Raw genomic sequence first — 25,482 nt, 5'->3', positions numbered from 1 at the left:
CCGGGGAAGCGAGTGCGGCGGGGGTGTCCGCCGTGACCCATCTCTCACCTCCCTCGTGGTGCGAACGGCAGCCGCCGCGCCGCTCCGGTCTCTCAGTGGCCGCCCCGCCCCGGCCGCCACATCGCCGTCACCGTCAGGCCCCCGAGGGCGGTGCGCGAGAGGACCCCGAAGCCGTGGTGCGCGTAGAACGGCTCATTGGCGGGGTCGGCCGTGGTGAGGAAGATCCCGTCGCGGGCCGGGACGGTGTCCACCGTGTGGGTGAGCAGTCGGCCCCCGGCGCCCCGGCCCCGCGCCTGCGGGGCGACACCGAGGAACTCCAGGGTCCACGCGCCGGGCGGTGCCTGCGGCTCGGTGACGCGCAGATAGCGCAGGGTGCGCAGCAGCGCGCGGGGGCCGCAGTGGCGCAGGGCGGCCAGGGTCCAGGCGGTCGCGGCGCGGGCGGAGGGCTCGGCGCCGGGCGGGGTGAGCACGGCGGCGGCGACGGGTATCGGTGCCGCTGTCCGCCGCGGGGCGGCGGCGGTCGGCGGGACGGGTGCCGACGCCCCCCGCCCGGCGTCGGCCAGGACCGTCCGCCGGGCGCCCGGCAGGGTCGCCTGCGTCGCCAGGGTCGCCGCGAACCAGCGCTCCCGTACCGCCGTCGAATCGCCGCAGATCCAGCGGGTGGCCGGTTCCCGGGCGAAGGCGGCGGCGAGGACGGCGGCGCACTCCCCGACCGAGGCGTTCTCGCGCGCGGGGCCGAAGGGGTCGCCGTCAGGCATCGCCGCCACCGCCACCGGCCCGCAGCGGAGCCTCCGGGACGAGATGGCACACCAGCAGCTTCAGATGGAACAGCGGCGCGAACCACACCAGCGCGAGCGGCACCGTCAGCCAGAAGAGATTGACCAGCACCACCGCCGTCCAGACCCCCACCGCCACCGGACGGGCCAGGTGGACCGGCGCGAACTCCACGGCCGCCGCCCCGGCCAGCAGCAGCGCCGCGTTGCCCAGTGTCCAGCCGAGGTCGCCCTCCAGCACCACCGTCCCCAGCACGGCGAGATGCAGCAGATGGGCCGCGACGAAGACCAGCCGGGCCCGCCGGGCGCCCGGGGCCCGCCGGTGGTACCAGCGCTTGGCCGCGTTGGTGGCGTTGGTGAGGATCCCGCCGATCAGATCCAGCCCGGCGACCAGGACGATCGTGAGCTGCACGGCGGACCAGGACTCCCGTGTCCCCGATGCCGCCGGTGACCACAGCCCGGCCACCAGCAGCGCCGCGCACAGCAGCCCGCCGCCGATCTCCACCGCCGACTCGGCCCGGGTCTTGCCGGGACCGAGGAACCGTTCGAGACGGCCCGCCAGTCCTGGTGGCGTCGGCGGTATCGCCCAGTCGACGACCGGTTCGGCGATCACCGGTTCGGCGACGGCTGGTTCAGCAACCCCCGGTTCAGCGCGCATCCCCGGCTCCTTCCGTGGAGCCGCCGCCCCACAGGCCGCGCAGCAGCAGCCACACCGGGGCCCGGTCCAACGCGCGGCCCGCCGCCAGCTCCGGCAGCGCCCACTCGTCCGCCGCCCCCAGGACGGCGGCGGTGGCCGAGGCCATCAGCGCGGTGTCGATGTCGGTGCGGACGATCCCGAGCCGCCGCCCGTCCTCGACGAGGGCGACGAACCAGCCCCGCCAGGCCGAGCCCCCGGCCCGCGCGAGCGCCGCGCCGGCGAGCGCCAGATCGTCCGGGTGGGTGGCGAGATGCCGGGTGAGCGCGTCCGCGCCGGACTCCAGCCGGGACCAGAAGGCGGCCGGATCCGGGGCGGGGGAGTACACGCCGAGGGCCGCCAGCACGCGGGCCAGCACCTCGTCCAGCACCGCGCCGAGCAGGTCCTCGCGGCCGTCGAAGTAGTGGTAGGCGGCGGTCTTCGACATGCCCGCCGCCTCGATGATCCGGTTGTACGAGGCGTCCTGCGTGCCGTACTCGGCGAAGTGCGCACGGGCCACGGCCAGGATCTCCGCCTGCCGTTCGGGCGGTAGACGGTGGAAACGGGGGAGGGGTGGGGGTGTCATGAGAATGAGTGTACGTACTGATGGGGTGTACCGCTAGTACCCTTTTCCTGTTGCGGCACCGGCACCGGCACGCGGCACGGTGCCGAGCACTACGACCAGCAGCACCAGCACCAGCGCGGCGAGCAGCGCCGGGGAGGGGAGGGAGGAGAGCGAGGAGAGCGAGGAGAAGGGGAAGGACAGGAACGCCAGGAGGGACCGGAAGGTCGGGGAGGTCGGGGAGGGCGGGGAGGGCTGGGAGCCGGGTGCGGGCATGGCGGGCCTCCGGGGCGGGAGCCGCCGTCCGGGCGGTCCGGACGGGGTGAGCCCCGACTTTCGGCGTTCCGGTGTTCGCCGACGTTCGCCGCGAACACAATGAACGCCGTCGCCAGGGCAGGGCAGGGGGGCAGGGGAGGGGGCCGGGGACATGCGGGACGGGGACGACGATGACGATCCGCCTGACGCGCACAGCGAGGCGCGTACGGTCGACGCGCTCGACGCGCTCAAGAACACCCTGCGCGAGGCGATGGCGGGCCGACGCCTCCAGGTCGGCCAGTTGGAGCGGCGGTCCGGGCTGAAGCACACCACCGTCAGCCAGGCGCTCAACGGCCGTAAGGTGCCCAGCGCCGCCACGGTCCGCGCCCTCGCCCGTGCCCTGGGGCTGCCCGCCGGTGAGCTGCTCGCCCTGCGTGAGCGCGCGCTCCGCGCCGCCGCCCCCGGCGTGGACGGCTGCCCGTACCCCGGGATGGCGGCGTTCGGCCCGGACCGGGCCGAACTCTTCTTCGGCCGGGACGAGTTGATCGCCCGGCTGGTCGGCGCGCTCGACCGGCGGGCCAGGACCGGGGGCATACAGCTCGTGATCGGCGCGTCGGGCGCCGGGAAGTCCTCGCTGCTGCGGGCCGGGCTGGTGCCCAGGCTGCTCGCCGGGGCCCTGCCCACGGAGGGGCTGCCGCCTGCCCCGGTGGTGCTCACCCCGACCGCCGCGCCGGGCGCGGTCCTGGACCGGTACCGCGACGCGCGCGACCGGGCCCCGGACGCCCATCATGTCCTCGTCGTCGACCAGTTCGAGGAACTCTTCACCGAGTGCCGTGCCGAGGCGGAGCGCCGCCGCTTCATCGACGCCCTGACCCGGCTCGCCACCCCGGGCGCCGACGGCACACCACCGGCCGCCCTGGTCGTCGTGGGACTGCGCGCGGACTTCTACGCCCCCTTCCTCGCCCACCCCGCCCTGCTGGCCGCCTCCGACGAGCCCGTCACCGTCGGCCCGATGACCCCCGCCCAGCTCCGCGAGGCCATCACCGGCCCCGCCGCCGGGGGCCGCCCCCGGCTCCGGCTCGACGGCGGCCTGGTGGAACGCCTGCTCGCCGACCTCGGCACCCCCTTGGACGGCCCCTCCGCGCCGGGCGCGGTCCGGATCGGCCCCGACGGCCACCATGGCTACGACGGCCCCCATGGCTATGACGGCTACGACGCCGGGCGGTTGCCGCTGCTCGCCCACGCGCTGCGCGCCACCTGGACCGAGCGCACCGGCGACACCCTGACCCTCAAGGGCTACGAGACCACCGGCGGCATCCTCGGCGCCGTCCAGCGCTCGGCGGACCGGGTCTGGGAACGGCTGGACGGGCCCGCCCGCGAGGAGGCGGACGCGCTGTTCCGGCGGCTGGTCCGGGTCGGCCGCAACGAGGCCGACACCCGGCGCCGGGTCACCCGGGACGCCCTGTTCGCCGCCAGCGGCAGGGCGGAGGTGCTGGCCGGGGTGGTGGACGCCTTCGTCGCCGAGCGCCTGCTGACCCAGTACCAGGACACCGTGGAGATCACCCACGAGGTGCTGCTGCGCGCCTGGCCCCGGCTGCGGGACTGGGCGCAGGAGGAACGGTCGCGCGATCTGGTCCACCAGAAGCTGGAGGACGACGCCGCCGTCTGGCACCAGCGCGACCGCGACGCGGCGCTCCTCTACCGGGGCAGTGTGCTGAAGACGGCCGAGGCCAGCGTGCCGGAACGGGGGCGGAGGGGCGGTGCGCCGGTACGGGGGCGGAGGGGCGGCGGGCCGGGACCCCTGCGGAGGAACGGCGTCCCGGACTCCTTGCGGAGCAACGGCGTGCCGGGCCCCCCGCGGAGAACACCGGGACCGCGGCGTGACCCGCTGCGGGAGCCACCCCCCGCCTCCCCCTCCTCCCCCGCCTCCCCCTCCTGGGGCCCAGATTCACCCGTCGCCCGGGACTTCCTGGCCGCCGCGGTCCGGCTGCGCCGCAGAAGCCTGGTGCTGCGGCGCGGTGCCGTCGCGCTGCTCAGCGTCCTCGCCCTGCTCGCGACCTCGGCCGCCGTGTACGCGCTGCGCCAGCGCACCGCCGCGCAGGACGAGCGGGACCGCGCGCTGGCGGCCCGTATCGCCTTCGAGGCGGACCGGGTCAGACCCGCCGACATGTCGCTGGCCGCCCAGCTCGACGCCGCCGCGCACCGGCTGGACCCGGCCGAGGACACCTGGGCCGAGGTGGTCTCCGCCGCCGCGAACCCCCTGTCCGCGCCGCTGCCCTGGCAACTGTCCCGCGAGGACCAGGTCTCCTTCGGCGCCGACAGCAGCACCCTCTACGGCTTCGAGGCGCTGCCGCTGGCCGATGACACCACCGTCGCCACCTGGCGGATCGGCGAGGAACGGCCGGGCCGGGGCCGGACCGCGACCCTGCCGGAGGACTGGCGCCCGGTGCGGTGGATGAGCGTGAGCCCGGCCGTCCCGGTGATGGCGGTCCGCGACGACCGGGGCCGTACCGGCCTGTGGGACACCCGCGCCCCGGCCCGCCCGCGCCTGCTGACCCTCCTCGACCCGGCGGTGGTCGCGGTGGAGTTCGCCCCGGACAGCGCGGTGATGGCGACGGTGGCGGATGTCGGGGGCGACGCCGAGGCGCTGTCGAACGTGGACGAGACCCGCGTCCGGGTGTGGGACATCGCCGACCCGGCCCGCCCCCGTCCGCTGACCCCGCCCTTCGGGGCGCCCGGCACCGCGATCGACACCGTCTCCCTGGCCAACGGCGGGCGGACCCTGGCGACGGGGGCGCTGCGGGAGGCGAGCGGCATCCAGCTCTGGCGTGTCGGACCCGACGGGCCGCCCGAACGGGTCGGCGAACCCTTCGGCAAGGGCGCGAACACCTTCCGGCTGCGCCCCGACGCACGGGCCGTGGCCGTCCTCGCGGGCCACCGGGCGAGCGTCTGGCGGCTGGACAACGGCCCGCCCACGGCCACCGTCCTCGGCAACCCGCCCGCGAGCGTGGGCGCCCTCGCCTACAACCGGGACGGCAGCCGCCTGGCCACCGCGTACACGGACCGCCCGGAGGTACAGCTCTGGGACGCCGGCGAGTCCTTCCTGGACGAGGTGGGCCCACCCCTGACCGGCCACACCTCCCCCGTCGCCGCGCTAGCCTTCGCCCCCGACGGCACCGCACTGGCCACCATGGACGAGGAGACCGTACGGCTGTGGCGGTTCCCGGCGACGGCTCCGGCGACGGCGGACGACTTCAGCGGGGGCGGCCCCCTCACCTACCGGCAGGACGGCGACCTGCTCCTCCTCAAGGTCCTCGGCGAGCGGCTCCAGCTCTGGGACACCTCCGCCCCCCTGCGCCCCCGTCTCCGCGCCGAACTGGACGCCCCCCACCTCGCCGACGGGGTCTTCGCCCCGGACGACCGCACCCTGATCACCTACGACGGCCTGGGTGAGGTCGCCTTCTGGGACACCAGCACCCCCGGCGCACCGCGCCGCACGGGAACGGCCTTCCGGCCGGGCAATCCGGGTGCGGGCGAGGTGACCGCCTTCGCCCTGTCCCCGGACGGCCGGCTGCTCGCCGTCGCGGTGGACGGGGGCTCGGCGACAGCCTGTGGATCTGGGACACCGCCCGCCCCGCCGGCCCGGACAACCCTCACGAGATCCCGACCGCCCAGACCGGCACGGTCGACTCCGTCGCCGTACAGCCCGGAACCGGGGTCGTGGCGACGGCCGGCGAGATCGACCAGGTGCGCCTGTGGGACCTGGAGGGCACCCGCCTGCGGCCCCGGGGCGGCCCGCTCACCGGCCATGTCCCCGACGGCCCCGTGGTGTTCGCCCCGCACGCCCCCGTACTGGCCACGGCCCCCCGGGGCGGCCCCCTGCTCCTGTGGCCCCTGGACATCGACGACGCCATCCGCCAGGTGTGCGCGGCGAGCGCGGGGGCGCTGGGGGCGGAGGAGTGGGGGTCGGTACTGCCGGAAATGGACTACGCACCGGCGTGCGACTGACCCGCCCGGCCGCCCCCCGACGACCGGCCGCGGATCGCGAAGACCGCTAGCCACCCGATAGCCGTCCGACAACCGCCCGCTAGCCATCCGATGACCACCCGATACCCGCACGACTCCCTCAACTTCCCCTGTATCAAGGTAAGTTGGCGACGGAGAAGTGAAGAGGAGCGGAATCGGCTTCGGGGGGTTGATCGAGCATGAGCGATCTATGGGTCGAGGTGGACGCGCCGCCGTCGGGGGACCTCTCCGCGCGCCGTCCGGCACCACCGGAACTGCTGCTCGCGCGGACCACCGAGATCGCCGACGCCGTGGCGACCGTCGCCGACCGGTTCCGCACCCGGATGGACGAGCGCCTGCGCCGGAGCGGCGACGCGACGGGCGGCTCCCCGGGAGACGGCCCGCCCGCGGGGGACGCGGCCCCCGGCGACACCGGCGCGGGGCGCGAGGGGTTCCGGCCCGAGGAGATCGAGCTGTCCTTCCAGTTCTCCCTCCAGGCCGAGGGCGGAGTCGTCATCAAGGCCGGGGGGTCGGCGACCTTCGAGGTCAGAGTGGTGTGGAGGGCCTAGCGTGCCCGCGAGCTTCCACCCGCTGACGGGTATCGGCCAGGTGGTCGCGCCGGGCGGCCGGGACGTGCTGGGGACGGCCTTCCTCGTGTCCGCGGACCACGCGCTCACCGCCCTGCACTGCGTGGCCCCGCTGATGCCCGCCCCCGGCGGACACCCGACCGGCCCCCCGGCCATCGCCCTGCGCTTCCCCTCCCCGGCCGCCCCGGACCTCGAACTCCCCGCCCACGTCGTCCGCTCCGACCCCCACCTGGACATCGCGGTGCTGCGCCTCGGCCACCCCGCCCCGCCCCATCTGCTCCCCGTCCCGCTCGGTACGGCGGCGAAACCGCACCAGCACTACCGGGCGGTGGGTTTCGCCGCGGCCAACTGGGGGGTGCACCGCAGCGTCGTGACCGGGACGGTCACCGGGCACACCAGAAGAGCGGAGGACGGCGCCCCGGTCGTCGCCCTCTTCTGCGACCAGGCCGCCGCGGGGCTGGCCCTCTCCGGGCTGAGCGGCGGCCCCGTGCTCGTGGGCCGCCCGGAACGGGCGGTGGGCGTGGTGCGCTGGCAGCAGCCCGACGGCACCCACCCCCATCTGGCGACCGGGGGGACCTTCTACGCCACCCCGACCAGGGACATCGCCACCAGGATGCCGGAACTCTTCCCCGGTACTCAGCGACGCCGGTCGCCGCTGCCGCTGCGTGGACCGGCCTTCTGGGTGTCCCTCTGGCTGGCCATCGTGGTCGTCGTGGCCGTCGTCGTGGCCCCGTACGTCATCTCGATGATCCGGGACCCCCGTCCGGACCGCTTCAGCGTCTCGGTCGGCGACGACATCGGTCCGGGCCGGCCGGGCGCGGGCGCGGGCGAGATCGAGGAGGACGAATCCGAGGACATCTACACGTTCCGCACCCGGGAGGACGGGGTCACGGTGCGGGTACGGATCACCGACTGCTCCAACTCCTTCGACCCGGCGCTGGAGATCGAGGGCGGGGACAGGGAGTACCGGCCGGCCGGTCTGTACTCCGACTGCGGCGGCTTCGGCGACCTCGGCGGCCAGGGCGCGTACGAGGCCGCCGTGACCCTGGGCGAGGCGGGGTCGTACCGCATCGTGGTCACCGGCCCCTGCAAACTGGTGGACCTCCCCCTGTACGACTGCACGGGAACGTACCGCCTCACGCTGACCGACTAGCCCCTCACTCCCCCTCACTCCCCCCTCACTCCCCTCACTCCTCGGCCTGGCTCCCCTCCAGCACGAGGCTGATGAGCCCGGCGGTGAGCAACGCCTGCGCCAGGATCGGTACGACGGACGCGGCGCCCATGAATCTCACCATGGTGTTCACCTCGTCGACATCGGTCAGGTCGAACGACATGACGATCACCGCGTGCACCACCAGCAGGATGCTGCCCGGCCACAGCAGCAGCCGGCTCCACCGGGGAGCGGTACGGGTGTCGCCACCGGAAGAATGGATGGTCATCGCCTTCCCTCTCTCACTTGTCTCATCCGTAGCGCCAGCAGACGACATAACTCAGCTCCGGCCAGCCCGGGAACCGATACGGGACGTATCCATCGCGTTCGCCGCACTTCTCCTCCTGCCCGTAGGAGAACCGTCCGGTGACGACGCCGTTCGCGGAGGGGCATCCGGCGCGATGGATCAGCGTCGCGCCCGACGCGAGCTGCTCGACACTCACGCACTCGCCCGCCTGGACCAGATAGCCGTGGTCGGGCATGACGGCCTCGTAGCACAGGACGACGTTGGCCACCTGCTCCCGACCGGTGTGGTACCAGAACCCGAGGATCGGCCCGTCGGGGCACACCTCGGTATCGGTCGTGTAGTACCTGCCGATCACCCGGAAGGTTCCGGTCGAGCAGGTCTGCAACGACCAGGAGTCGCCGTCCGGCCGCCCGTACACACAGTTGCCCACCTCGGCGTAGGCCGCCGTCGCCAGGTACTCGTACCGAAGGCACAGAAGCTGGTCGGAATAGGTGAGGGCCATCTCACCGGCATCCCGGCAGGAGGCACCCGACGCACCGGCCGCGTACCGCCCGAGCAGCCGATACGTACCCGCCCGGCACGGCACCGATCGATACACGCCCTCCTCGGCGGCATCGCTGAGGCAGGTGTTCACCCGGGCCGTGTGCGCATCGTCGGAGGGCACCTCGGGGGCAGGGGGTTCCTCCTCCTCGAAGGTAGGGACGACATCGTCGGCCGGGGGTTCGTCCCCCTGCTCCCCCTCTTCCCCCTTCCCCTCCGGCGGGGTCACCGGCGCCGTGAACCCGGTGATGTCGAGCGGGAGCGACGGGGTGGGCAGCGCCTCGACGGACGCTTGGCCCGCATCGCCGATGGGTGGGGTGTCGTCGCCCGTGTCCCTGCTCGCGAGGACCGTGGTGACCAGCACCCCGCAGCACAGCGGTACGAGGAGGATGCGCAGAATCGGCCTCAGCCCCGCTCCGTACGAGGCCGGAGGTCTCACCCGTACGCGCCTCAGGTCCGGTGATCGTCGCGATGGCATCGAACCGTCCCTTCACCCTGGTGGCTCCGGGGGAGGTGGCTGGTCGATTCATCCTATTCGGGCAGGGGCGCGAAGGGTAGCTCTTACCGAGCCAACTGTGGTGTTCTAGTGGGGAGTTGAGCCAGGGCCGACTGCTCTGAGGCGATGCCATGAGGCGGCCGTGGGGCATGTGCTGTTGGTGCGGCGCTTGAAACGGTGAAGGGCCGGCCCCGGAGGAAACCTCCGCGAGCCGGCCCTTCTCGTTGTGCCCCCGGCAGGATTCGAACCTGCGACACCCGCTTTGGGTGAGAGGGTGGAGGACTATGCAGCTCGCCTGGACCTTCGATAGCCGGTGGGGTGACAGGTAACTCGACTGCAGGGCACTCTGTTGACCCTCGTCGACTCCTCTATCTGGCATGGTTGTGGCACGAACCTCAGCCGACGACAGTCAGCCACGACGGCGGATGTGCCGACCTGACCACGCACATGTATGCGTCGCTGTACCCCACCCATCAAGCCACACTGCTGACTTGGGTCTGATACCAGAGCCAGACGCGAGGTGGGCGCACCTCGCGTGTTGTTGTGCCCCCAATATCCCCTCAGAAATTGGGCCGGGCGGGAGGGTCGGCGAGCCGAGGGGACGGGCTGCTGGAGGGCGTCCTGCTCGTCCAGGGCGAGGACCTTGGGACCCGCTCTGCGGGGCCGTGGTTAGCCCCGAGGGTGTTTGACAACGCCGATGGCAGCAACCTCGGCAGGCGTGGTGAGGGGCAGATCGGCAGGAATGCAGCGAGGCCCGTAGCGAGCGCAAGGTGCATCCGGCTTCGATTTCCGCCGTTTCATCATTTGAACGGCGGGTGATCGTGGCTGCCTGAAGGGGTGCCGACCGCGGTCCGCGCGCCAGGTTGCCGCTGCGAATCGAAGGCCCCATCTTCGCCGATCAGGTGAGTGATTGCTGCGTTGCGTCACAGCGATCTCCGATGGCCTGCAGCGTGCCCATGATGCGACTGTCTGGATTCCGGGCATCGGGAGGTTGTCGTTCCGCTTCAGTGTTTCGTCTTGACGTTGGCGTGCTCATTACTGTCTCTTGAATCCACTGTGCTGATCATGTGACTCTGGGGTGGGGTTATGGGGCAAATGCGGACGTGGTGTGCCGGTGTCATACGGAACGGTGCAGGTGGTCGACGCGGACTGCCGTCTGTGGTCGGCGGAGCGGGCGGATACCGAGCCCGTCTGGCCTGGGTCGTTGCACTGATCCTCCTTGTGGGGGCTCTGGCGGGTGCCCCCGTCCTGTCGGCGCAGGAGGCGGCGGCGGCACCGGCGCAGGGTCTGTCGGACTTGGAACGGGCCCAGTTGCGGGCGGTTGACACAGGTGAACCGGTGGAGGTTGTGGGGGAGCGGACCGAGAGTGAGACAGTGTTCGCGAACCCCGACGGTAAGACGTTCCTGCTGCGCAAGTCGATCGTTCCGGTGCGGGTGCAGGAGGCAGATGGTGGCTGGGCCGCTCCTGACACGACGCTGGTGACACGTGCCGATGGTTCGGTGGGGCCCAGGGCGACCACGGTCGACCTCACGTTCTCGGGTGGGGGTGACGGCGAGAGCCTGGTCACGATTGCCGAGGACGGGCAATCGGTGACGATGGGGTGGCCGGGCCTTCTGCCGGAGCCGCGACTGGAGGGTGCCCGGGCGGTTTACGAGGACGTCCTCCCGGACGTGAATCTGATCCTGACGGCCACGGTCGAGGGTTTCCGGCAACTCCTGGAGGTGGAGACACCGCAGGCGGCACAGAGCCCTGCGCTCGCGGCGCTTGAGTACTCGCTGCACGCGGAAGGGCTGAGTGTCCGTGAGGGCGGGGCCGGGAGCATGGAGGCGGTGGATGGAAACGGGCAGGTCGTATTCCGTTCGCCGTCTGCCCGGATGTGGAATTCGGCGGGCGACACCGAGAGCCCCAGTGGGGTGAGTACCCAGAGCCTCGGGGCGCATCCGCTGCGTGCCACTGATCCGCATGCCCTGCCCACCGCTTCCACGACGTCCCAGGACGGGCGTCCCGCTGGGCCCGTCGGCGAGGGGGACGCGCTGGCCGGTCCGAGTGATGGCGACGAGGCGGCGGTCATGGAGGTCGAGGTGTCGCCGTCGCGGATCACGGTCACTCCGGACGCTGTGTTGATCGCAGATACCACCAGCGCTGAATTCCCCCTCTACATCGATCCGTCGGTGGAGCTGAACACGTCCGAGCGGACCGTGCTGTCCTCCGACGGTGACGCGTTCTACAACTTCTCCGGTGGCGACAACGGTATGAGCGTGGGCCGGTGCGCCTCAGCGGTGATCGGCGGATACCTGTACCAGTGCACCACCGGCAGCCCATACACCAACCGGATGTATTTCGAGTTCACGCCGGGTAAGCTCAAGGGCAAGCAGGTACTGGATGCCACGTTCGCGGTGACCGAGACCTGGTCTTTTTCCTGTGACGCCCGCTGGGTGGATCTGGAGCGCACGGACGGGATCTCGTCGTCCACCCGCTGGCCCGGGCCGGGCGGTCCGAAGTCGGACAACTCGTGGGACCAGATGGGCGACCGGAATGTCTCGGCGGGCCGAGGCAGCGCGTGCAGCCCTTCCCAGCCGAGGGCGGCGATCGAGTTCAACGACAATCCGGCCGAGACCGACGAGAACCTCACGCCGACGGTGAAGGACTTCGCGGCGGGCAAGTTCAGCACGCTGACGCTGATGCTGAAGGCCAAGGACGAATCCGACCCGATCGCGTGGAAGCGGTTCGACGACGACGCGGTCCTCGACGTGACGTATGTCGGCAAGCCCGCGGTACCCACGGAGTACGGGCTGGAGACCGGCAGCAACCAGATCTGCTCGAAGTCCGCCAGCGCCCCCACGACATGGTCGGACTCGACGCCCAACCTCGCGGCCACGCCGCAGACGGCGGCCGGTGGCGAGTCCTCGGCGACCCTGCGCGTCTACTTCGACCTGGATGTGAAGAATACGGACGGCTCCTGGTCGGACGCGCCGGAGCCATCGACCGGTTCGGAGAGCCCGACCAGCGGATTCGTCGGAGACGGACACGATCTCGACAAGACGTGGAGCAATGAGCTCAGCGACGGCAAACAGTACCGGTACCGGGCCTGGACCCGCTCCTACTACAACAACGGGAGCAGCATTCTGGGCGGCTCGGCCACCCCGTTCTGCTACTTCACCATCGACAGCAGTGCCCCCAAGCCCCCGACGATCACCTTCGCGTCTACTTACTCCATTTGTGAACCGGGTGCCTGCGCTCCGGCGGGTGGACCCGGCAAGCCGGGCACGGTGACGTTCAGCCCCGCTGCCGGCGATGTGAACACCTCATACGCCTATAAGCTCTCCACGGACAGCGCCTGGGGGCCGTGGAGGACCGGGGCGACGGTGACCGAGACCATCACCCCGGTGGACTCCGGGACCCTCACCCTGGAGGTCATGGCCAAGGACTCGGCCGGGCGGATAGGACAGAACAAGGTCCGCTTCCTGGTGGGCGAGAGTGCTGGCCCGGTCGGCCGGTGGACCTTCAACGAGGCATCCGGACCTGCGGTCGACGTCTCCGCCGGCACCCCGGCCCTGCGTGACGACGCGGCGATCACGAATGCAACCCGGGTGAACACAGGCCGACGCGGTGTCGTCACCGACGGTACGACCACCGGTCAGGACAAGGCCCTCAAGACTGGCGGCACCTCGTACGCGGCGACGGCCAGCAAGGTACTGGAGACGCAGGCGTCCTACACGGTGTCGGCATGGGTGCGGCTGGACAGCACCAGTATGACTGCCACGGTCATCAGCCAGGACGGCACGTACTACAGCCCGTTCTTTCTCAGCTACTGCTCGGTGGCCAACCGCTGGTGCCTGCGGATGGCCGACGCTGACGCGCCCACCACTATCATGGACAACCAGCGCGTGAACTCCCTGGAGCCACCTCAACTCAAGGTATGGACTCATCTGGCCGCCGCAGTCGACACCACGGCCAGAACCCTCACCCTCTACGTCAACGGCGTGCCGCAGGGTACGGACACACTCACCACCGGTGACTGGTCAGCCTCCGGCGCGCTGCAGATCGGACGTGTCAAGTACAAGGGCGGCTACGTCGACCACTTCCCCGGGGAGATCGACGAGGTCGCCGTGTGGCAGCACGCGAGCCCCCCGTCCGATGTCGAGAAGGAAGCTAGCCCGGTCAATGCCAACGGCAAGGCGTATCTCGAACTCGTCGGTGACTACAGGCCCATGGGGGCGAGCGGAACCACGTTGACGGACCTGTCCGGTTACGGCAACAACCTCACTCTCTCCGCCACGGGAGCCACCCTCGACGGTGAGGCCCTGGTCCTGAACGGCACGACCGGCGCGGCCACGGCAGCACGGCCCCTCGTCTCTGACTCGGGCTCCTTCACCGTTGCCACCACGGTGGACGTCGACACCCAGGCCCTCGTCGGAAAGCCCGACAACTATCGCGGCCAGATCCTCGGCCAGCGCACGGGGTCCGGTTCGTCGTGGGGTCTGTGGGTGGAGAAGACCGGTATGAGCACCGAGGAAGTGGTTGACGACGAGGGCAATCCGGTTCTGGACGAGAACGGCATCCCCATGACCCGATCAGTACCGGTCGCCCGTTGGCATTTCGGCCGACTCACTGCGGACGGTACCGGCACCTCCGTCGCCAGCACGGAGACGGCGGTCCTCGGTAGCGAGGTGGGACTGGTCGCCGCCTACAACGCACGCACCCGGACGATCACCCTGTATGTCGGAAGCGACCAGCAGGCGGATCCGCTCGCCTACACCGTGGCCATGGGAAGCGGCGAGTTCACGGCCGGTCGAGGCTATCTCGACGGAGCCTGGGGCAATCACCTGCCCGGCAGGATCAGCGATATTCGCCTGTGGGCAGGATCCGTGACCGACCCCACCCAGGTAGAGACAGACATCGGCTACTGACACACCGACGCCACCGCAACACCACCGTGCTGGGACACCCACTGGCGTGTCCCAGCACGCCCACCGCTGCCCCATCCAGTCAATCGGCCGCTGCGCCACCATCCTCTGCCACCCGGAGACGTGCCATGATCCCAGCCACGTAGCCGATCGCGCTCTAGGCGTATTGCCCTGTGAGGTTGGGGACGCGGCTGGCGGGTGGTTTGCCTGCGGGTGCGGTGTGTCCGCGGTGGTGATTGTAGGTGTGGAGCCAGTCGGGGAAGGCGTCGTGACGTTCCTGTTCTGAGCGGTAGGGGCGGGCGTAGGCCCATTCGTCGAGGAGGGTGCGGTTGAGGCGTTCGACCTTGCCGTTGGTCTGGGGGCGGTAGGGTCGGGTTCGCTTGTGGGTGATCCCGGCCGCCGCGAGGGTGTCGCGCCAGGCGTGGGATTTGTAGCAGGCGCCGTTGTCGGTGAGGACACGTTCGACGGTGATGCCGGCGTCGGTGAAGAAGGTCTGGGCGCGGGTCCAGAAGGTGGTGGCGGTCTCCTTGCGCTCGTCGCTGAGGATCTCGCTGTAGGCGAGGCGGGAGTGGTCGTCGACGGCGGTGTGGATGTAGCTGTAGCCCGCGCTGGAGCGGGTTCTGCGGCCTGCCTGGCGGCCGAGGGCCCTGTGGCCGCCGCCGTCGGGGATGTTGCCGGGTTTCTTGATGTCGACGTGGACGAGTTCGCCGGGGCGGTCCCGTTCGTAGCGGCGGACGGCACGGCCGGTCGCGCGGTCCAGGTGCGTGAGCCGGGCGAGTCGGTAGCGGACCAGGACCCGGTGGACGGTGGAGGGGGCCAGGCCCGGCAGGTGGGCGATGCGGGCCGGTCCCCACCGGCGCAGGACGCGGACCTTGATGATCCGGCGCTCGGTGCGGTCCGGGGTTCTGCGGGGGCTGCGGTGCGGGCGGGAGGAGCGGTCACGCATTCCCGTTTCACCCATGGTCCGGTAGCGGGCTGCCCACCGCCCGGCGGTGGTGGGCGAGACCTGGAAGCGCTCGGCGGCCCGCCGGAGCGGCCAGCCGTCCTCGACCACGCACAGGGCCGGACGCAGCCGTCCGGTCTCGGTCAGGGGTGCATTACGGTGGGGCATGAGGGCCTCCTGCTGTTCGGTGGAGATGTCGCAATCCACACCGAACCCGGAAGGCCCTCACCCATATCAAGGCATGTCAGTCGAGACCTGCCTCACCCGACCACAACCTCCCGGGGCAATACATCTAGCGCAGGCGCATCAGACGCACCAGTCTGATCATCCCTCTCTCAGGCCCTGTCAGTGCCGACCGCCCTGGTCCTCACAGCGAGGCCGCAGCGATCACCGCGCCTGGCCGTCCGGGTGCACCCGATGCCAAGTCGACCAATGTACGACTGGTCCGGCCTCAGAGAAACGCGCTGCGGTGCGCTGACTTGGACAGTCAGCGCACCGCAGTAGCGTGCCCCCGGCAGGATTCGAACCTGCGACACCCGCTTTAGGAGAGAGGCTGGGGCGTCTTGCTGGTGACCTGCGGCTCTGTTGGTGGAGCTCCCGAGCACAGGCGTGCCCGCCAGGCACTCGGGTTGACCGTGATTGACCCTCGCATCTGGCATGGCTGTGGCACGCGACCTCTTCGTCCCGAACTCTTGGCAGGAAGGTCATCGAGGTCTGGCGTCTGGTCATTCAGCCGTCGACGGCTGACGGAGGTTGTGGGCTGGTTGGTGCAGCGCACCCATCGCCGGTTGCCGTGGGGCCGGGTTGATGCTGAGGCCGCTGCTTATGCAGCCGTATCCTGCTGTTTAAACTGCCAGTGAATCTCAGGGTGTGCCGACGCGAGTTTAAGTAGCTTGTTCCGGAACTGATGCTCACTGACGAAGAACTGGCCGTGGGCGTTCTGGTTGATGGCGTCCATGACGAAGTTGAGCGCTGCGCGCTTTCCAGGGTCGGCAGCGAGGACGCCGACGTCAACGACAAGCAGTTCGGGCCTGTAGACGACGAAGGACCAGTTCTCCTCCGAGTGAAGCAAGCGATCGGGGAAGGTGCGTAGCCCTCGGCGTACGATTAGATTTCGAACGGCCTGAAGGCGCGTCAGTCTCAGCCGTTCCATTCCTTCTCGGTCACGCACCGAGGCGTTTCGAATGACAGCAGCTCCGTTGTTGCTGTTGACGGTGTCTTCAATCCATTTGAGCGTGCTGGTGCGTACATACACCATGACGGCACCTTCCTATTAACAAGCCATTAACAGGGGACAGGATCGCCGACAAGAGGGCACCGTGGGCAGACTTTCCGATTCCCCAGACGTTGACGTAAGTAGTGTGGTAAAGGGTCGTTGGGCGCGGGGCGGCTCGTCGGCGTCGGTGCCAGCGCTCGGACAGCTCCCCTGTCACGAGCATTGCTGTCAAAGACACCAGGGGTGAGGACACCACGCTCGCCGCGTAGGCCGAGCCCATCAGCCAGCAGCCGGCTACGGCCGTTTGATCCGTCCGACCTAGCTGCGCAGGACGTAGGAGCTGTGCGGTAATGGCTGCTGTGGATCAAAACTCGCTACGGAAGCTCGTGGAAGGCCAGCTCCTTCGACTGGAAGGCAACGCCTTCCAGGACTGCATGGATCGGCTCGGCCTCGTGTTGTACCCCGGCGACTACCAACCCGTGCGGGCAGCCGGGCCGAAGGGCGACACCAAGAACGACGGCTACTGCCCGAAGGCCCGGGTGTTCTTCGCGGCGCATGCAACTCGCGGTGAGACGTTTACCAAGACCAAGGGCAAGATCCGCGGTGACTTGGAGGGCTGCCTCCAGGAGCACCGGGACGTGAAGGTGTGGCGCTTCCTCACCAATGACACGTTGCCCGGCGAGGTCGACCAGTTCATCGATAACACGCTTCGCCCCCTGTACCCCGATGTCACCATCGAGGTCTGGGGACTCAAGACGCTCGCCGATGAGATCAGCAAGCTTAAGCAGGGGCAGGTCGAAAGGATCATCGACGTCATCACGGTGGACGAGCCAGAGTTCGAAGTCGTAGTGCTCAAACACATGAAGACGGGGCGTGACCTCTGGCCAGTCCTCTCAGACTGCCTCGGATGGTTGCCTCATGAGGAACCAAACGACTGTACCGACGACGAGCAGGACCTCATCGACAGTGCGGTCCAAAGCTTCCGAGACTGGAGCGACATCTCAGGAGACATCGAATTCTCTCGCTCCTCAGTGCGGGACGCACAGCGAAGCATCACTGCCATCCTGGACGAGCTCGCCGAGAAGCGGCTTGCCCTCTACGCCGCAACGACAGACGACTACCCCCTTACCGGTGGTCCATCGCCATTCCTGGGGACTGTCGCCATCTTCAGGGTCGTTCGCGTAGCCGGTGAGCAGCCACTACCTTCCGATAGTTGAGGTGCGAGCCTTCCCGCAAGCTAGAACTTGATCACCAACTTGGCGCCGGCCACGTGATCTACGAGTGATGCTTCGCTCGGATCGACGTCGGCAACTACTCGCTAGTCCAGCGGTTCTCGGCGCCGTAGCCTGCTGGGATGAAGCCGAGAGATCTCGTTGCTGTCCTCAACGTCCCCAAGGCTGAGCGGTTTGACCTCATTGCCGAGGGCCTTGAACTGCTGGCCGAACACGTCAGCACGCTGCGGGATGACCTCATCCACCTTCAAGAGGCCGGGCGCAGTCGAGGCGCAGCAGTGATCGACGGTCTCGCCAGCGAGGAAGCGGCGAAGATGCTCATCCTCTGGGATGTCGTTCGTCTGGGCTGGACTGACATCGATGCGGTACGGGGGCAGTTGAGGATCTTCTACAGCCACTTGGCCCGAGGGATCTATGCGCGGTTGGTTGAAGGCCGACCGGCAGATCTGGCAGAAGTGCGCGGCTACGCGGAGTCCCTACGCCACAGTCTCTATCTCGACGGTCCCAACGATGTTGACTGGACCTTCCGCAATCGCGTTGAGGCAGATCGTGAAGAGAGTCTGTACGTCGACTACGTCACGAGCGAGGGTGACAGCGCCTGGATCACGCCAGCAAGGCTGAGTGACCTGAAGCTCTCCTCCTGGCCAAGCATGGTGGTCGACCTGGCACTTGCCCTGCATCGCTTCGGCTGCACGAGCAAGGAGGGGCTGGAGATCATTGCCAAGGAGTGGGAAGGCGTATCTCTGGACGACGACACCCACTGGGTGAAGGTTGAAGCGATCAACAAAAGCATCCTGGAGAAGTTGGGCGCTGCCGGTCTATACAGCAACGACCTGACGCAAGTGGATGTACGGCTTGCCCTGGAACAGTGGATCTTCCCGCTTGGTGGTGTGGACTTTAGCCCGATCAAGGTCACGAAGACTGAGCTTTTGGCTGAGCGAGAACGATGGGTCGCGAGTCAGTGGCAGTAAGGGCATACCCAACTGTCAGCGTTACTGTCGAACCTCTCAGCAGTTATGACGTCGAACTAGCCGCTTAGATTGTGACCATCAACCCGCAGCCGGCCAAGCCGCCTGACGCGTCTCGATTGCATAGTGCGACGAGGTGAAACTAGTCGTCGTACAAATCACTGCGAACCATTAGCTCGGCATTCGGTACTCTACTCATCTGCTCCTTGAACTCGTCTGAGACAGGTTGCGTTGTTGCAAAGATGACTCGGGCGGGATTTCTGAGAGGCATCTTTGCCAAGGCTGCAAACTTTTCCAGAGCTTCGGCCTTCAAAGAGTCAGTCTTGCACTCACCGAATACGATCGCACCATCAACGATGCAAGCTACGTCCATTTCCCGGCTCTTGCCACTCCGGGGAAAGTTGAGCAGATCGATCTCAGGGGCATAGTGGAAAGCGGACTTCGACTCACCTTTCAACTTGTACAGAACTTGCGTAGTGAGGTGTGAGTTATTCCGGTAGAACTGGTAAATTGTCTCCGTAAGCTTGTAGTACCAGTGAGGTAAAACCGGGTTCCTCCAATGGACTCGCGTGAATTGCTGACTCAATGAGCAGCGGTTACATGTGAATTCTGTCGTCAGGGCGTCGATTCCATACCAGGAAATCAGACGACACCGCTCACACTGGAAGATATAGCCACGGTGGAGCACCCGATTTCCTACAAGGTCATCTACCAGATCAGCAGCTGCCTTCTCGTCACTCAAGCTGCCCGCAATGGCGTCGAGATTCAGGTAGGCCCTCTGGTCGTTCTCCAGGTAGATGATGTTGCCGCCCTCGGTCACCTTCCTAGACATGAACTTATCCAGGATCGACCTGGTGGCGGCAGCCTTGATGAACTTGCCGGTAGCGTCCAGGCCGCCAAACCGTCGGAGCGTGTCGTTGAAGTAGTTTCCCTTATCTGAGTATCGCACCTTGACACCGACACCTTCAAAGTAGGTATCGAAGAGCGTCATAGTGTCCAGCATCTCGATCTTTGGGCGAACCAAAATAGCGTCGAGGTCACTGCCGAAAATCATGGGGTTGGGACACAGATAAGCAATGCCGTCATTTGCCACACGAGACTCAGTAGTCGAGTTGTGGAGATTGGCGATCTTCGGCCCCAGCGTTGGTAGCGACGGCGGCTGATAGCCCTCGATTTGTAGCGACGTCAGCCAATAGTGGTCGGGAAGCCTGATTGCGTTGAAGCTCTTAGGCTTCGGTGTATCAAATGGACTGACACTCTTACCATCAACAAACACCATACTGCGATGGTTGACGTAGTTGTCGGTCTCGTAGACCCGAAGCACACATGAGGTGGAGACGGATTCGACGGAAACGCATTCAATCTTGGAAGCGAACCTGTCAGGCTCAAAATACGAGAGCCTTCCGATCTGGGTCCGATAGGAAACGAGTTGTCGTTGGCTAAGGCTCATGCTGCACAACTGCACGCTCTTAGCGCTATGACCGTAGCGAATCAGGGAGGACACAACACTAACAAGGTCGCGTCCGGATTGCTGCTCTAGCGTAAGTGGCTCTACTTCTTGTCCCTGCTCACGGCGCTTCCTGGCTGTATTTCGTGCCTTAGTGTAAGAACGCAGCCAGGCCTGTGGAAGCCACTTAACGCCCTCATGCATGCGGGACAATGAGTAGTAGAAGCAAAAGTCCTCCACTGTGTCGCCAAGTACTAGAACCACTGGCTCTTTATCTGGCCGATGATTGTCAGCCCTGTAGTACTGCCCCAGGTGCAGCATACTTAGACCGAACGGGGTATTCGGTAGGAAGGTTTCATCTAGATGCGGTTCTTCGTGTTCGCCAAAATATGGCCGTTGCGACCCTTGAACGTGAGTCAAAACGTTTGTCGGCTTGTATGTGTCCGGCAATCGCTTCGTCGCGAAGCCAGATGCACTGATCTCGTCGATATACTCGCTGCTTCCTACTCCCGTCTCGGAATGGATGAGCAGCTTGAACGTTGGGTCGCTAATTACCGGGGGGAGCCTCACGAAACCAATGTGTCTGGTAGTCGCCGAGATGATCTTTGCGATCTTCGTGAAGGGGTACCCGAAGCCGGACGCGCTCGTCAGATATTGGTCGACTGCATCACTGTGATGAAACGGACTCAGTCGGTAGATGAGCTCCTTATTTAGGCTTTCACTGATGGTGAGCTCATCCACATGAGACTGCGCAGCACTACCCGAAAACCAATCCTCGAACTCTGCGTCACTCCAGTCTTTGGTTTGCTCGCTATCTTTGTGAAACTGTTTGATCTCCGCATATCGATCCGGGTTGGCTTCTTCGAAGTCCGTGAACGTTAGATTGCAGACTGCGAGATGGTCAGGGCTGTAGGCCTCAAGCAACTCCCAAAACTTGCCTTCAATCTTTTCGCCATCTGTCGGCACAATCAGAAAGTAACGACCACCCCACACTTGAGACGCTTGGGCGATAGCCACGTTGGCTGCGGTTTTCCAGTATTCACTATTCTTGCTAATGAAGATGGCGCACCGGGGTGGACGCACAGTCGCGGTGATGTTTTGGTAAGTCGGCTCGCCCACGCTACGTCTCCTTGAAGTGCTACATAGTTCTAATAGGATCAATCACCGAAACAGGAAGATCGTCAGCGGTATTCCTAGAACGGTGGCAACTGTGAAATCTTCGAACGTCCGACCATCAGTCACATGCCAACCGGGACAAGCACGACCTCATGGACGCCTTCAGCCTGCTTGAGGTGGGCTGTAGAACCATTTATTCAGGTCTCCATACATGGAGATGTAAAGTACCTGTATCGCTCCTGCCAATTCGGCGAGAAGACGAACCGGAACACCCATGCTGATTTTGTCGGCGGCGGCCAATATGACCATGTGGGCACCGCCATCGAAGGCTCTTTCGGGAGTGGGGAAGTCTGGTGCGCCTCGGAATTCCTGATAACATCTTCTGAGCCCCATCTCGTATTCCGGGAGAAGTGGGCCATCATCTGAAAATATTTCGAGCATCTGAAGAAACTCGAAGCATCTGGCGATTAGTTGCTGATATTGAAGATTAGCGTTACTTGAGTTCTCTGGCGTCTTCCAGAACTCAACCGCGGCCCTTACGTTGGCGACTTCTCTGTCTGCATGCCTAAATCGTGAATGCCACGTCAAGGACTCGGCGGACGCTTGGGTAAATTGATTGTTGGCGTTGAATCGGATGGTGACACTTTGGGTCTCCGACATGAGAAGTGCAGCCCTGTCCAGCTGTTCCTGAGGTAGTGCGTACCACCCTTTTCTGGACTCGATATCCCAGACGACGATAACCACGGTGTCGGCTATATTTTGCCAGCGCAGAGCGTGCCCCTTGGGTACGGTTAGAGCTTTTGGGGCGCCGGTTTTGCGAGAAATTCCCAGGGAGCTCTTCCCTTTGACTTGAACCCAAATTCTGGATTCGTCAACATTTCCCTTCCATGAGGTTTGGATCATTAGGTCCTCGCCGTAGTCATTCTTTACTTCTTCTACGGCCGCACCTGTTTGTGCCCAGATATCGGTAACGGCGGCGACGGCCCGCGAAGCAACCACATGTGAATTCGGCCGCTCAGGCATTTACTTCCCCCTAGTGAATCAAGCCTCGGGCCAAGATATCAGGTAAGCAGTTGACACGCCTTGAAAATGAACGACGCTGACTGACGTAAGGGGCGATGTCACCTAGGTCGGCGTAGCGGCTTTGGGGTGGCGCTGCTTTGGCGCGAGTGATCATGGCCCCGTAAGCTTCCGGCGCGTCGGGCAGTCTGTGGACCTGCCCGGTAAAGCACGACGTTGGGGCCGTGATCTTCGAGGCTCGCGCCAAAGTGGCTCCGTAAAGCCGTGGAGCCGACCGTCCCAGCCACGACGTACCCGTTCTCTGGCATCAGGTGGCTGATTGCTGTGCGCGCGGCACGGGCGCCGGCCGGGCTGGAGCGGGGCGGAGACAGGAGCGCAGGCCCGGCCGGGGGCCGGGCCGCGCGCGGGGAGCGGAGCGAGCCGCCTTGAACCAGTAGAGAAAGTTGTAACTCAGTCGCTGGGGCTGGTGGTTTGATCAGTCTCCGGCTTGCGGGCTTCCGCGAGGCGCCGGCCATGTTCGGCAGCTCGTAGCAGTGACTGGGCTACCCGTTCGGCGTCGTCTGGGTGCAGGTAGATCTCCTGGGTCCACAGCACGGACAGGCGCACGGTGCCGTTCAGCAGGTTCGTTGCCACGTCCACTTCAACGCCGTTGCCGGTGGCGTCGGTGACCTTCAAGGTCCTGGTCGCTGCTGTAGGCGCTCATGTGCCTGAGCATGCCTGAGGCCCGGCTTCAGGTACGAGGCCGGGCCTTCGGTGTCAGCTGACAGGGGACACCCTGGGGCTGGGGCTGAACTCGTAGGCGCAGGGCGGGAGCTCTGTTCGGTGAGCTAGCGGCAGGTAGGTCACCGGTCGGATGGTCCAAGTGACGCGGGTGCCGGCGTGTGTGACTGACACCGTGCTGGACTCCGACCGCAGTAGGGCTCGTCGGGTCTCCGCGCGACCGTCGGGCAGCCACTCCCACGCCTCGTCCGAAGCGTCCGGGTCCAAGGCCGGTGAGATGGTGCGCAGTGCGACCGCCACCCATCGGTCGGCCTGCGGTGCCGAGTAGGCATCGAAGGATGCCAGGAGTGCCGGCCCTCGCTGCTCGGTGAGGTCTTCCGTCCAGCACTCGCACCAGAAGCCGCGGCGGGCTTCCTGACTCAGCACGGATGACCTCCCCGCAGTTCTTCCGCGTACAGCTCCGCGGTGACCGTGTGGCCTTGGTCGCTGTCGTGGACGACGACCCGGTGGGCGATGGCGCTGACCATGCCCAGCCCTCGGCCGTGCTCGGCGTCGTGGTCCTGGTGCTGGACCTTCGGGGCCGTTCCCGTGCCGCCGTCGTCCGTGACCGACACCGCCACCACCTGAGCCGAGACTGCGACCGCCAGGTGGAAGCTGCCGTACTCCCGACCGCTGGCCGTGTGAAGGATCGCGTTCGCGCTCAGCTCGCTCACGATCAGTTCGGCGTCTTCGGCTAAGGGAGAGCCGCGCAGGATGTCACGGGTCCAGCGGCGGGCCCGGCTCACTTCTTCGGGGAATCCTGGGCAACTCAGTCCCCAGACCCGGGGCTTACTCATATACTCGTGCATACAAGTTCCTTGGTGCTGGTAGGCCGCCATGTGCAGCGGGTTCGGGCTAGACGAGTTTCACGCCGTCGTGGGCGCGGATGGCCGGCGGGGTCATTGCGTCGAGTGCGTCCAGGACGCGGATCGCGTACGCCTCGTCGGCAAGCTCGGTGACCTCTTCGCGGGTGGCCCAGCGCAGTGCGCGGGTCTCGTCACCGGTGGTGGGCACACCGTCGGCGGCTTCACAGCGGAAGACCAGCGAGACGATCAGGCCCTTCATGTTCTTGTAGACGCCGGTCAGGGTCGCTGGAAGGGCGATCTTGATGCCGGTCTCTTCGAGGACTTCGCGCTGGAGGGCTTCCGGGATGGTCTCCTCACGTTCGAGGACACCGCCCGGTGGCTCCCACTTGCCGTTGTCCCGGCGCTGGATCAGCAGGGCCCGGCCTTGGTCGTCCACGACGACCCCGGCGACGCTCACGGAGTGCGGGCGTTCAGTGCTCACGTTCCTCGGCCCTCTCGGCTGACTAGGCTCTCCACCGTAGCAACAACACTCGCCCACTCGTCTAGATACCTAAAGGAGTACTCACGTGAGCCCTCTCCCTTCGGGCCTCCTCGGTGATCTCGACCCCACGAGCGATCGTGCGGTCTTCCGGCAGATCGCCGACCAGCTACGCGAGGCCATCGACCGTGGGCGATTCCGCGAGGGCGAGAAGCTGCCCTCAGAAGCCGACCTTGTCGACCACTTCGGCGTTTCCCGGATGACGGTCCGCAACGCCTTCTCCATCCTCCAGGGTGAGGGCCTGGTGCACGCCGAGCACGGCAGGGGAGTCTTCGTACGACCACGACCGCCCGTGCGGCGGCTCGCCTCGGACCGCTTCGCGCGGCGGCACAGGGAGCAGGGCAAGTCCGCGTTCATCGTGGAGGCCGACGCGGCCGGCAGTCACCCCCAGGTGGACAGCCTGGAGGTCAAGGAGGAAAAGGCCAGTCAGGACGTTTCCGCTCGGCTGGGCTCGGTGCGGCGCGTGCTGGCTCGTCGGCGCCGGTACCTGCTCGACGGGCGGCCGGTGGAGTTCGCCACCTCCTACCTCCCGCTCGATATCGCCCGCGGGACCCCGATCGCGGAACCCAACCCCGGGCCCGGCGGTATCTACGCCCGCCTGGAAGAGCTGGGTCACCGCCTCGACCACTTCGAGGAAGAGATCCGTGCCCGAATGCCCTCGCCCGCAGAGGTGAAGACGCTCCGGCTGGCCGCCGGCGTGCCGGTCATCCACCTCATCCGGACGGCCTTCGACACCGAGGGTCGGGCCGTCGAGGTCTGTGACACGGTGATGGCGGCGGACGCGTACGTTCTGTCGTACCAGCTTCCGGCCACGTGATCAGGTGGGCGACGGCACAGCTCTAAGCGGTCGGCTCGTCCTCGCCGTCGGCGGCCGATGCGAACATGTGGCCGATGTTGGTCCACATGAAGTTCTCTCGCCAGGCGGGCTTGTCGAGCATCCAGCCGAGGAGAGCCTGCAAGACCTTCTCCTGGGACACCGTTCGGGTCTGGTAGTGCTCCGCAGGGACACCGTCGCGGTATTCCAGCTGGTAGGTGTTGTTGTCGCGGAACCAGACCTGGATGTACCAGTCGCCCTCCCGTTCCTCGTCCCGCCGCTCAAGGATCAATACTCGTTGCCGCGTCTCAGGTTGGCGAGCATGGTTCCTACTGCCGGCTTCGTGGGGCGCTTCAGCCCGTAGCCA

Annotated in this window: 22 protein-coding genes; 7 read left to right on the top strand and 15 right to left on the bottom strand. The window is 67.0% G+C overall.

The window, feature by feature from the left end:
- Nucleotides 1-92 precede the first annotated feature (92 nt).
- Genes AB0O01_RS07250 through AB0O01_RS07235 form a run of 4 tightly spaced genes read right to left on the bottom strand, consistent with a single transcriptional unit; the run spans nucleotide 93 to nucleotide 2,284 of the window.
- Nucleotides 93-758 carry a GNAT family N-acetyltransferase gene (locus tag AB0O01_RS07250; protein WP_365311489.1) on the bottom strand — a complete coding sequence of 222 codons (666 nt, stop codon included), beginning with the start codon at nucleotides 756-758 and terminating at the stop codon, nucleotides 93-95.
- Entirely contained in the window at nucleotides 751-1,431 is a 681-nt protein-coding gene (locus tag AB0O01_RS07245) for a hypothetical protein (protein ID WP_365311488.1), read from the bottom strand. Before AB0O01_RS07245 ends, AB0O01_RS07250 begins: the two co-directional genes overlap by 8 nt.
- Nucleotides 1,421-2,032 carry a TetR/AcrR family transcriptional regulator gene (locus tag AB0O01_RS07240; RefSeq protein ID WP_365311487.1) on the bottom strand — a complete coding sequence of 204 codons (612 nt, stop codon included), beginning with the start codon at nucleotides 2,030-2,032 and terminating at the stop codon, nucleotides 1,421-1,423. The genes AB0O01_RS07245 and AB0O01_RS07240 overlap by 11 nt, the downstream gene beginning before the upstream one ends.
- Before the next feature lie 33 nt (nucleotides 2,033-2,065).
- Nucleotides 2,066-2,284: a hypothetical protein gene (locus AB0O01_RS07235; RefSeq protein WP_365311486.1), complete on the bottom strand. Its 219-nt coding sequence runs from the start codon at nucleotides 2,282-2,284 to the stop codon at nucleotides 2,066-2,068.
- Between the two features lie 151 nt (nucleotides 2,285-2,435).
- Between AB0O01_RS07235 and AB0O01_RS07230 the strand changes: the two genes are divergently transcribed.
- The 3 genes from AB0O01_RS07230 to AB0O01_RS07220 all read left to right on the top strand — a co-directional run bounded on the left by AB0O01_RS07230 (nucleotide 2,436) and on the right by AB0O01_RS07220 (nucleotide 8,008).
- Nucleotides 2,436-6,332 carry a helix-turn-helix domain-containing protein gene (locus AB0O01_RS07230; protein WP_365311485.1) on the top strand — a complete coding sequence of 1,299 codons (3,897 nt, stop codon included), beginning with the start codon at nucleotides 2,436-2,438 and terminating at the stop codon, nucleotides 6,330-6,332.
- 136 nt (nucleotides 6,333-6,468) lie between these two features.
- Nucleotides 6,469-6,837: a hypothetical protein gene (locus tag AB0O01_RS07225; RefSeq protein WP_365311484.1), complete on the top strand. Its 369-nt coding sequence runs from the start codon at nucleotides 6,469-6,471 to the stop codon at nucleotides 6,835-6,837.
- 1 nt (nucleotide 6,838) lies between these two features.
- Complete coding sequence (locus AB0O01_RS07220) at nucleotides 6,839-8,008, top strand: serine protease (RefSeq protein WP_365311483.1); 1,170 nt, start codon at nucleotides 6,839-6,841, stop codon at nucleotides 8,006-8,008.
- A 34-nt stretch (nucleotides 8,009-8,042) separates the two neighbouring features.
- Here AB0O01_RS07220 and AB0O01_RS07215 read toward each other — a convergent pair whose 3' ends face one another.
- Both AB0O01_RS07215 and AB0O01_RS07210 read right to left on the bottom strand, forming a co-directional pair.
- Complete coding sequence (locus tag AB0O01_RS07215) at nucleotides 8,043-8,294, bottom strand: hypothetical protein (protein WP_365311482.1); 252 nt, start codon at nucleotides 8,292-8,294, stop codon at nucleotides 8,043-8,045.
- 22 nt (nucleotides 8,295-8,316) lie between these two features.
- Nucleotides 8,317-9,291: a hypothetical protein gene (locus AB0O01_RS07210; protein ID WP_365311481.1), complete on the bottom strand. Its 975-nt coding sequence runs from the start codon at nucleotides 9,289-9,291 to the stop codon at nucleotides 8,317-8,319.
- Nucleotides 9,292-10,722: 1,431 nt separating this feature from the next.
- Between AB0O01_RS07210 and AB0O01_RS07205 the strand changes: the two genes are divergently transcribed.
- Nucleotides 10,723-14,259: a LamG domain-containing protein gene (locus tag AB0O01_RS07205; protein WP_365311480.1), complete on the top strand. Its 3,537-nt coding sequence runs from the start codon at nucleotides 10,723-10,725 to the stop codon at nucleotides 14,257-14,259.
- Nucleotides 14,260-14,413: 154 nt separating this feature from the next.
- On the opposite strand, the gene AB0O01_RS07200 is transcribed toward AB0O01_RS07205, so the two are convergent.
- Nucleotides 14,414-15,367, bottom strand: coding sequence for an IS481 family transposase (locus AB0O01_RS07200; protein ID WP_365311479.1), 954 nt, complete (start codon nucleotides 15,365-15,367; stop codon nucleotides 14,414-14,416).
- 655 nt (nucleotides 15,368-16,022) lie between these two features.
- Entirely contained in the window at nucleotides 16,023-16,457 is a 435-nt protein-coding gene (locus AB0O01_RS07195; RefSeq protein WP_365311478.1) for a hypothetical protein, read from the bottom strand.
- Between the two features lie 308 nt (nucleotides 16,458-16,765).
- Here AB0O01_RS07195 and AB0O01_RS07190 point away from each other — a divergent pair, with 308 nt between their 5' ends.
- The gene (locus AB0O01_RS07190) at nucleotides 16,766-17,632 is read left to right on the top strand and encodes a hypothetical protein (protein WP_365311477.1); all 867 of its coding nucleotides are present in this window, start codon (nucleotides 16,766-16,768) and stop codon (nucleotides 17,630-17,632) included.
- A 137-nt stretch (nucleotides 17,633-17,769) separates the two neighbouring features.
- The gene (locus tag AB0O01_RS07185) at nucleotides 17,770-18,618 is read left to right on the top strand and encodes a hypothetical protein (protein ID WP_365311476.1); all 849 of its coding nucleotides are present in this window, start codon (nucleotides 17,770-17,772) and stop codon (nucleotides 18,616-18,618) included.
- A gap of 139 nt (nucleotides 18,619-18,757) precedes the next feature.
- Here the strand turns inward: AB0O01_RS07185 and AB0O01_RS07180 are convergent, their stop codons facing one another.
- The 6 genes from AB0O01_RS07180 to AB0O01_RS07155 form a co-directional block, all read right to left on the bottom strand.
- Nucleotides 18,758-21,181 (bottom strand): hypothetical protein, encoded by a 2,424-nt coding sequence (locus tag AB0O01_RS07180; RefSeq protein WP_365311475.1) that lies wholly within the window; start codon nucleotides 21,179-21,181, stop codon nucleotides 18,758-18,760.
- A gap of 159 nt (nucleotides 21,182-21,340) precedes the next feature.
- Nucleotides 21,341-22,201 (bottom strand): DUF4365 domain-containing protein, encoded by an 861-nt coding sequence (locus tag AB0O01_RS07175; protein ID WP_365311474.1) that lies wholly within the window; start codon nucleotides 22,199-22,201, stop codon nucleotides 21,341-21,343.
- 447 nt (nucleotides 22,202-22,648) lie between these two features.
- Nucleotides 22,649-22,873 (bottom strand): hypothetical protein, encoded by a 225-nt coding sequence (locus AB0O01_RS07170; RefSeq protein WP_365311473.1) that lies wholly within the window; start codon nucleotides 22,871-22,873, stop codon nucleotides 22,649-22,651.
- 81 nt (nucleotides 22,874-22,954) lie between these two features.
- A complete protein-coding gene (locus tag AB0O01_RS07165; protein ID WP_365311472.1) occupies nucleotides 22,955-23,344 on the bottom strand; it encodes a hypothetical protein in 390 nt (129 codons plus the stop codon).
- Nucleotides 23,338-23,766, bottom strand: a complete 429-nt coding sequence (locus tag AB0O01_RS07160) for an ATP-binding protein (protein WP_365311471.1) — start codon at nucleotides 23,764-23,766, stop codon at nucleotides 23,338-23,340. The genes AB0O01_RS07165 and AB0O01_RS07160 overlap by 7 nt, the downstream gene beginning before the upstream one ends.
- Nucleotides 23,767-23,812: 46 nt before the next feature.
- Nucleotides 23,813-24,220, bottom strand: coding sequence for an NUDIX hydrolase (locus AB0O01_RS07155; RefSeq protein ID WP_365311777.1), 408 nt, complete (start codon nucleotides 24,218-24,220; stop codon nucleotides 23,813-23,815).
- A gap of 109 nt (nucleotides 24,221-24,329) precedes the next feature.
- Here AB0O01_RS07155 and AB0O01_RS07150 point away from each other — a divergent pair, with 109 nt between their 5' ends.
- Complete coding sequence (locus AB0O01_RS07150) at nucleotides 24,330-25,118, top strand: GntR family transcriptional regulator (protein ID WP_028421051.1); 789 nt, start codon at nucleotides 24,330-24,332, stop codon at nucleotides 25,116-25,118.
- A gap of 22 nt (nucleotides 25,119-25,140) precedes the next feature.
- On the opposite strand, the gene AB0O01_RS07145 is transcribed toward AB0O01_RS07150, so the two are convergent.
- Nucleotides 25,141-25,407, bottom strand: a complete 267-nt coding sequence (locus tag AB0O01_RS07145) for a hypothetical protein (RefSeq protein WP_365311470.1) — start codon at nucleotides 25,405-25,407, stop codon at nucleotides 25,141-25,143.
- Nucleotides 25,408-25,482 lie beyond the last annotated feature (75 nt).

This window comes from Streptomyces sp. NPDC093252 (genome assembly GCF_040683675.1).
Taxonomy (GTDB): domain Bacteria; phylum Actinomycetota; class Actinomycetes; order Streptomycetales; family Streptomycetaceae; genus Streptomyces.
Note: the sequence above shows the minus strand (reverse complement) of the source record. Positions and strands in the feature narration are given on the sequence as shown.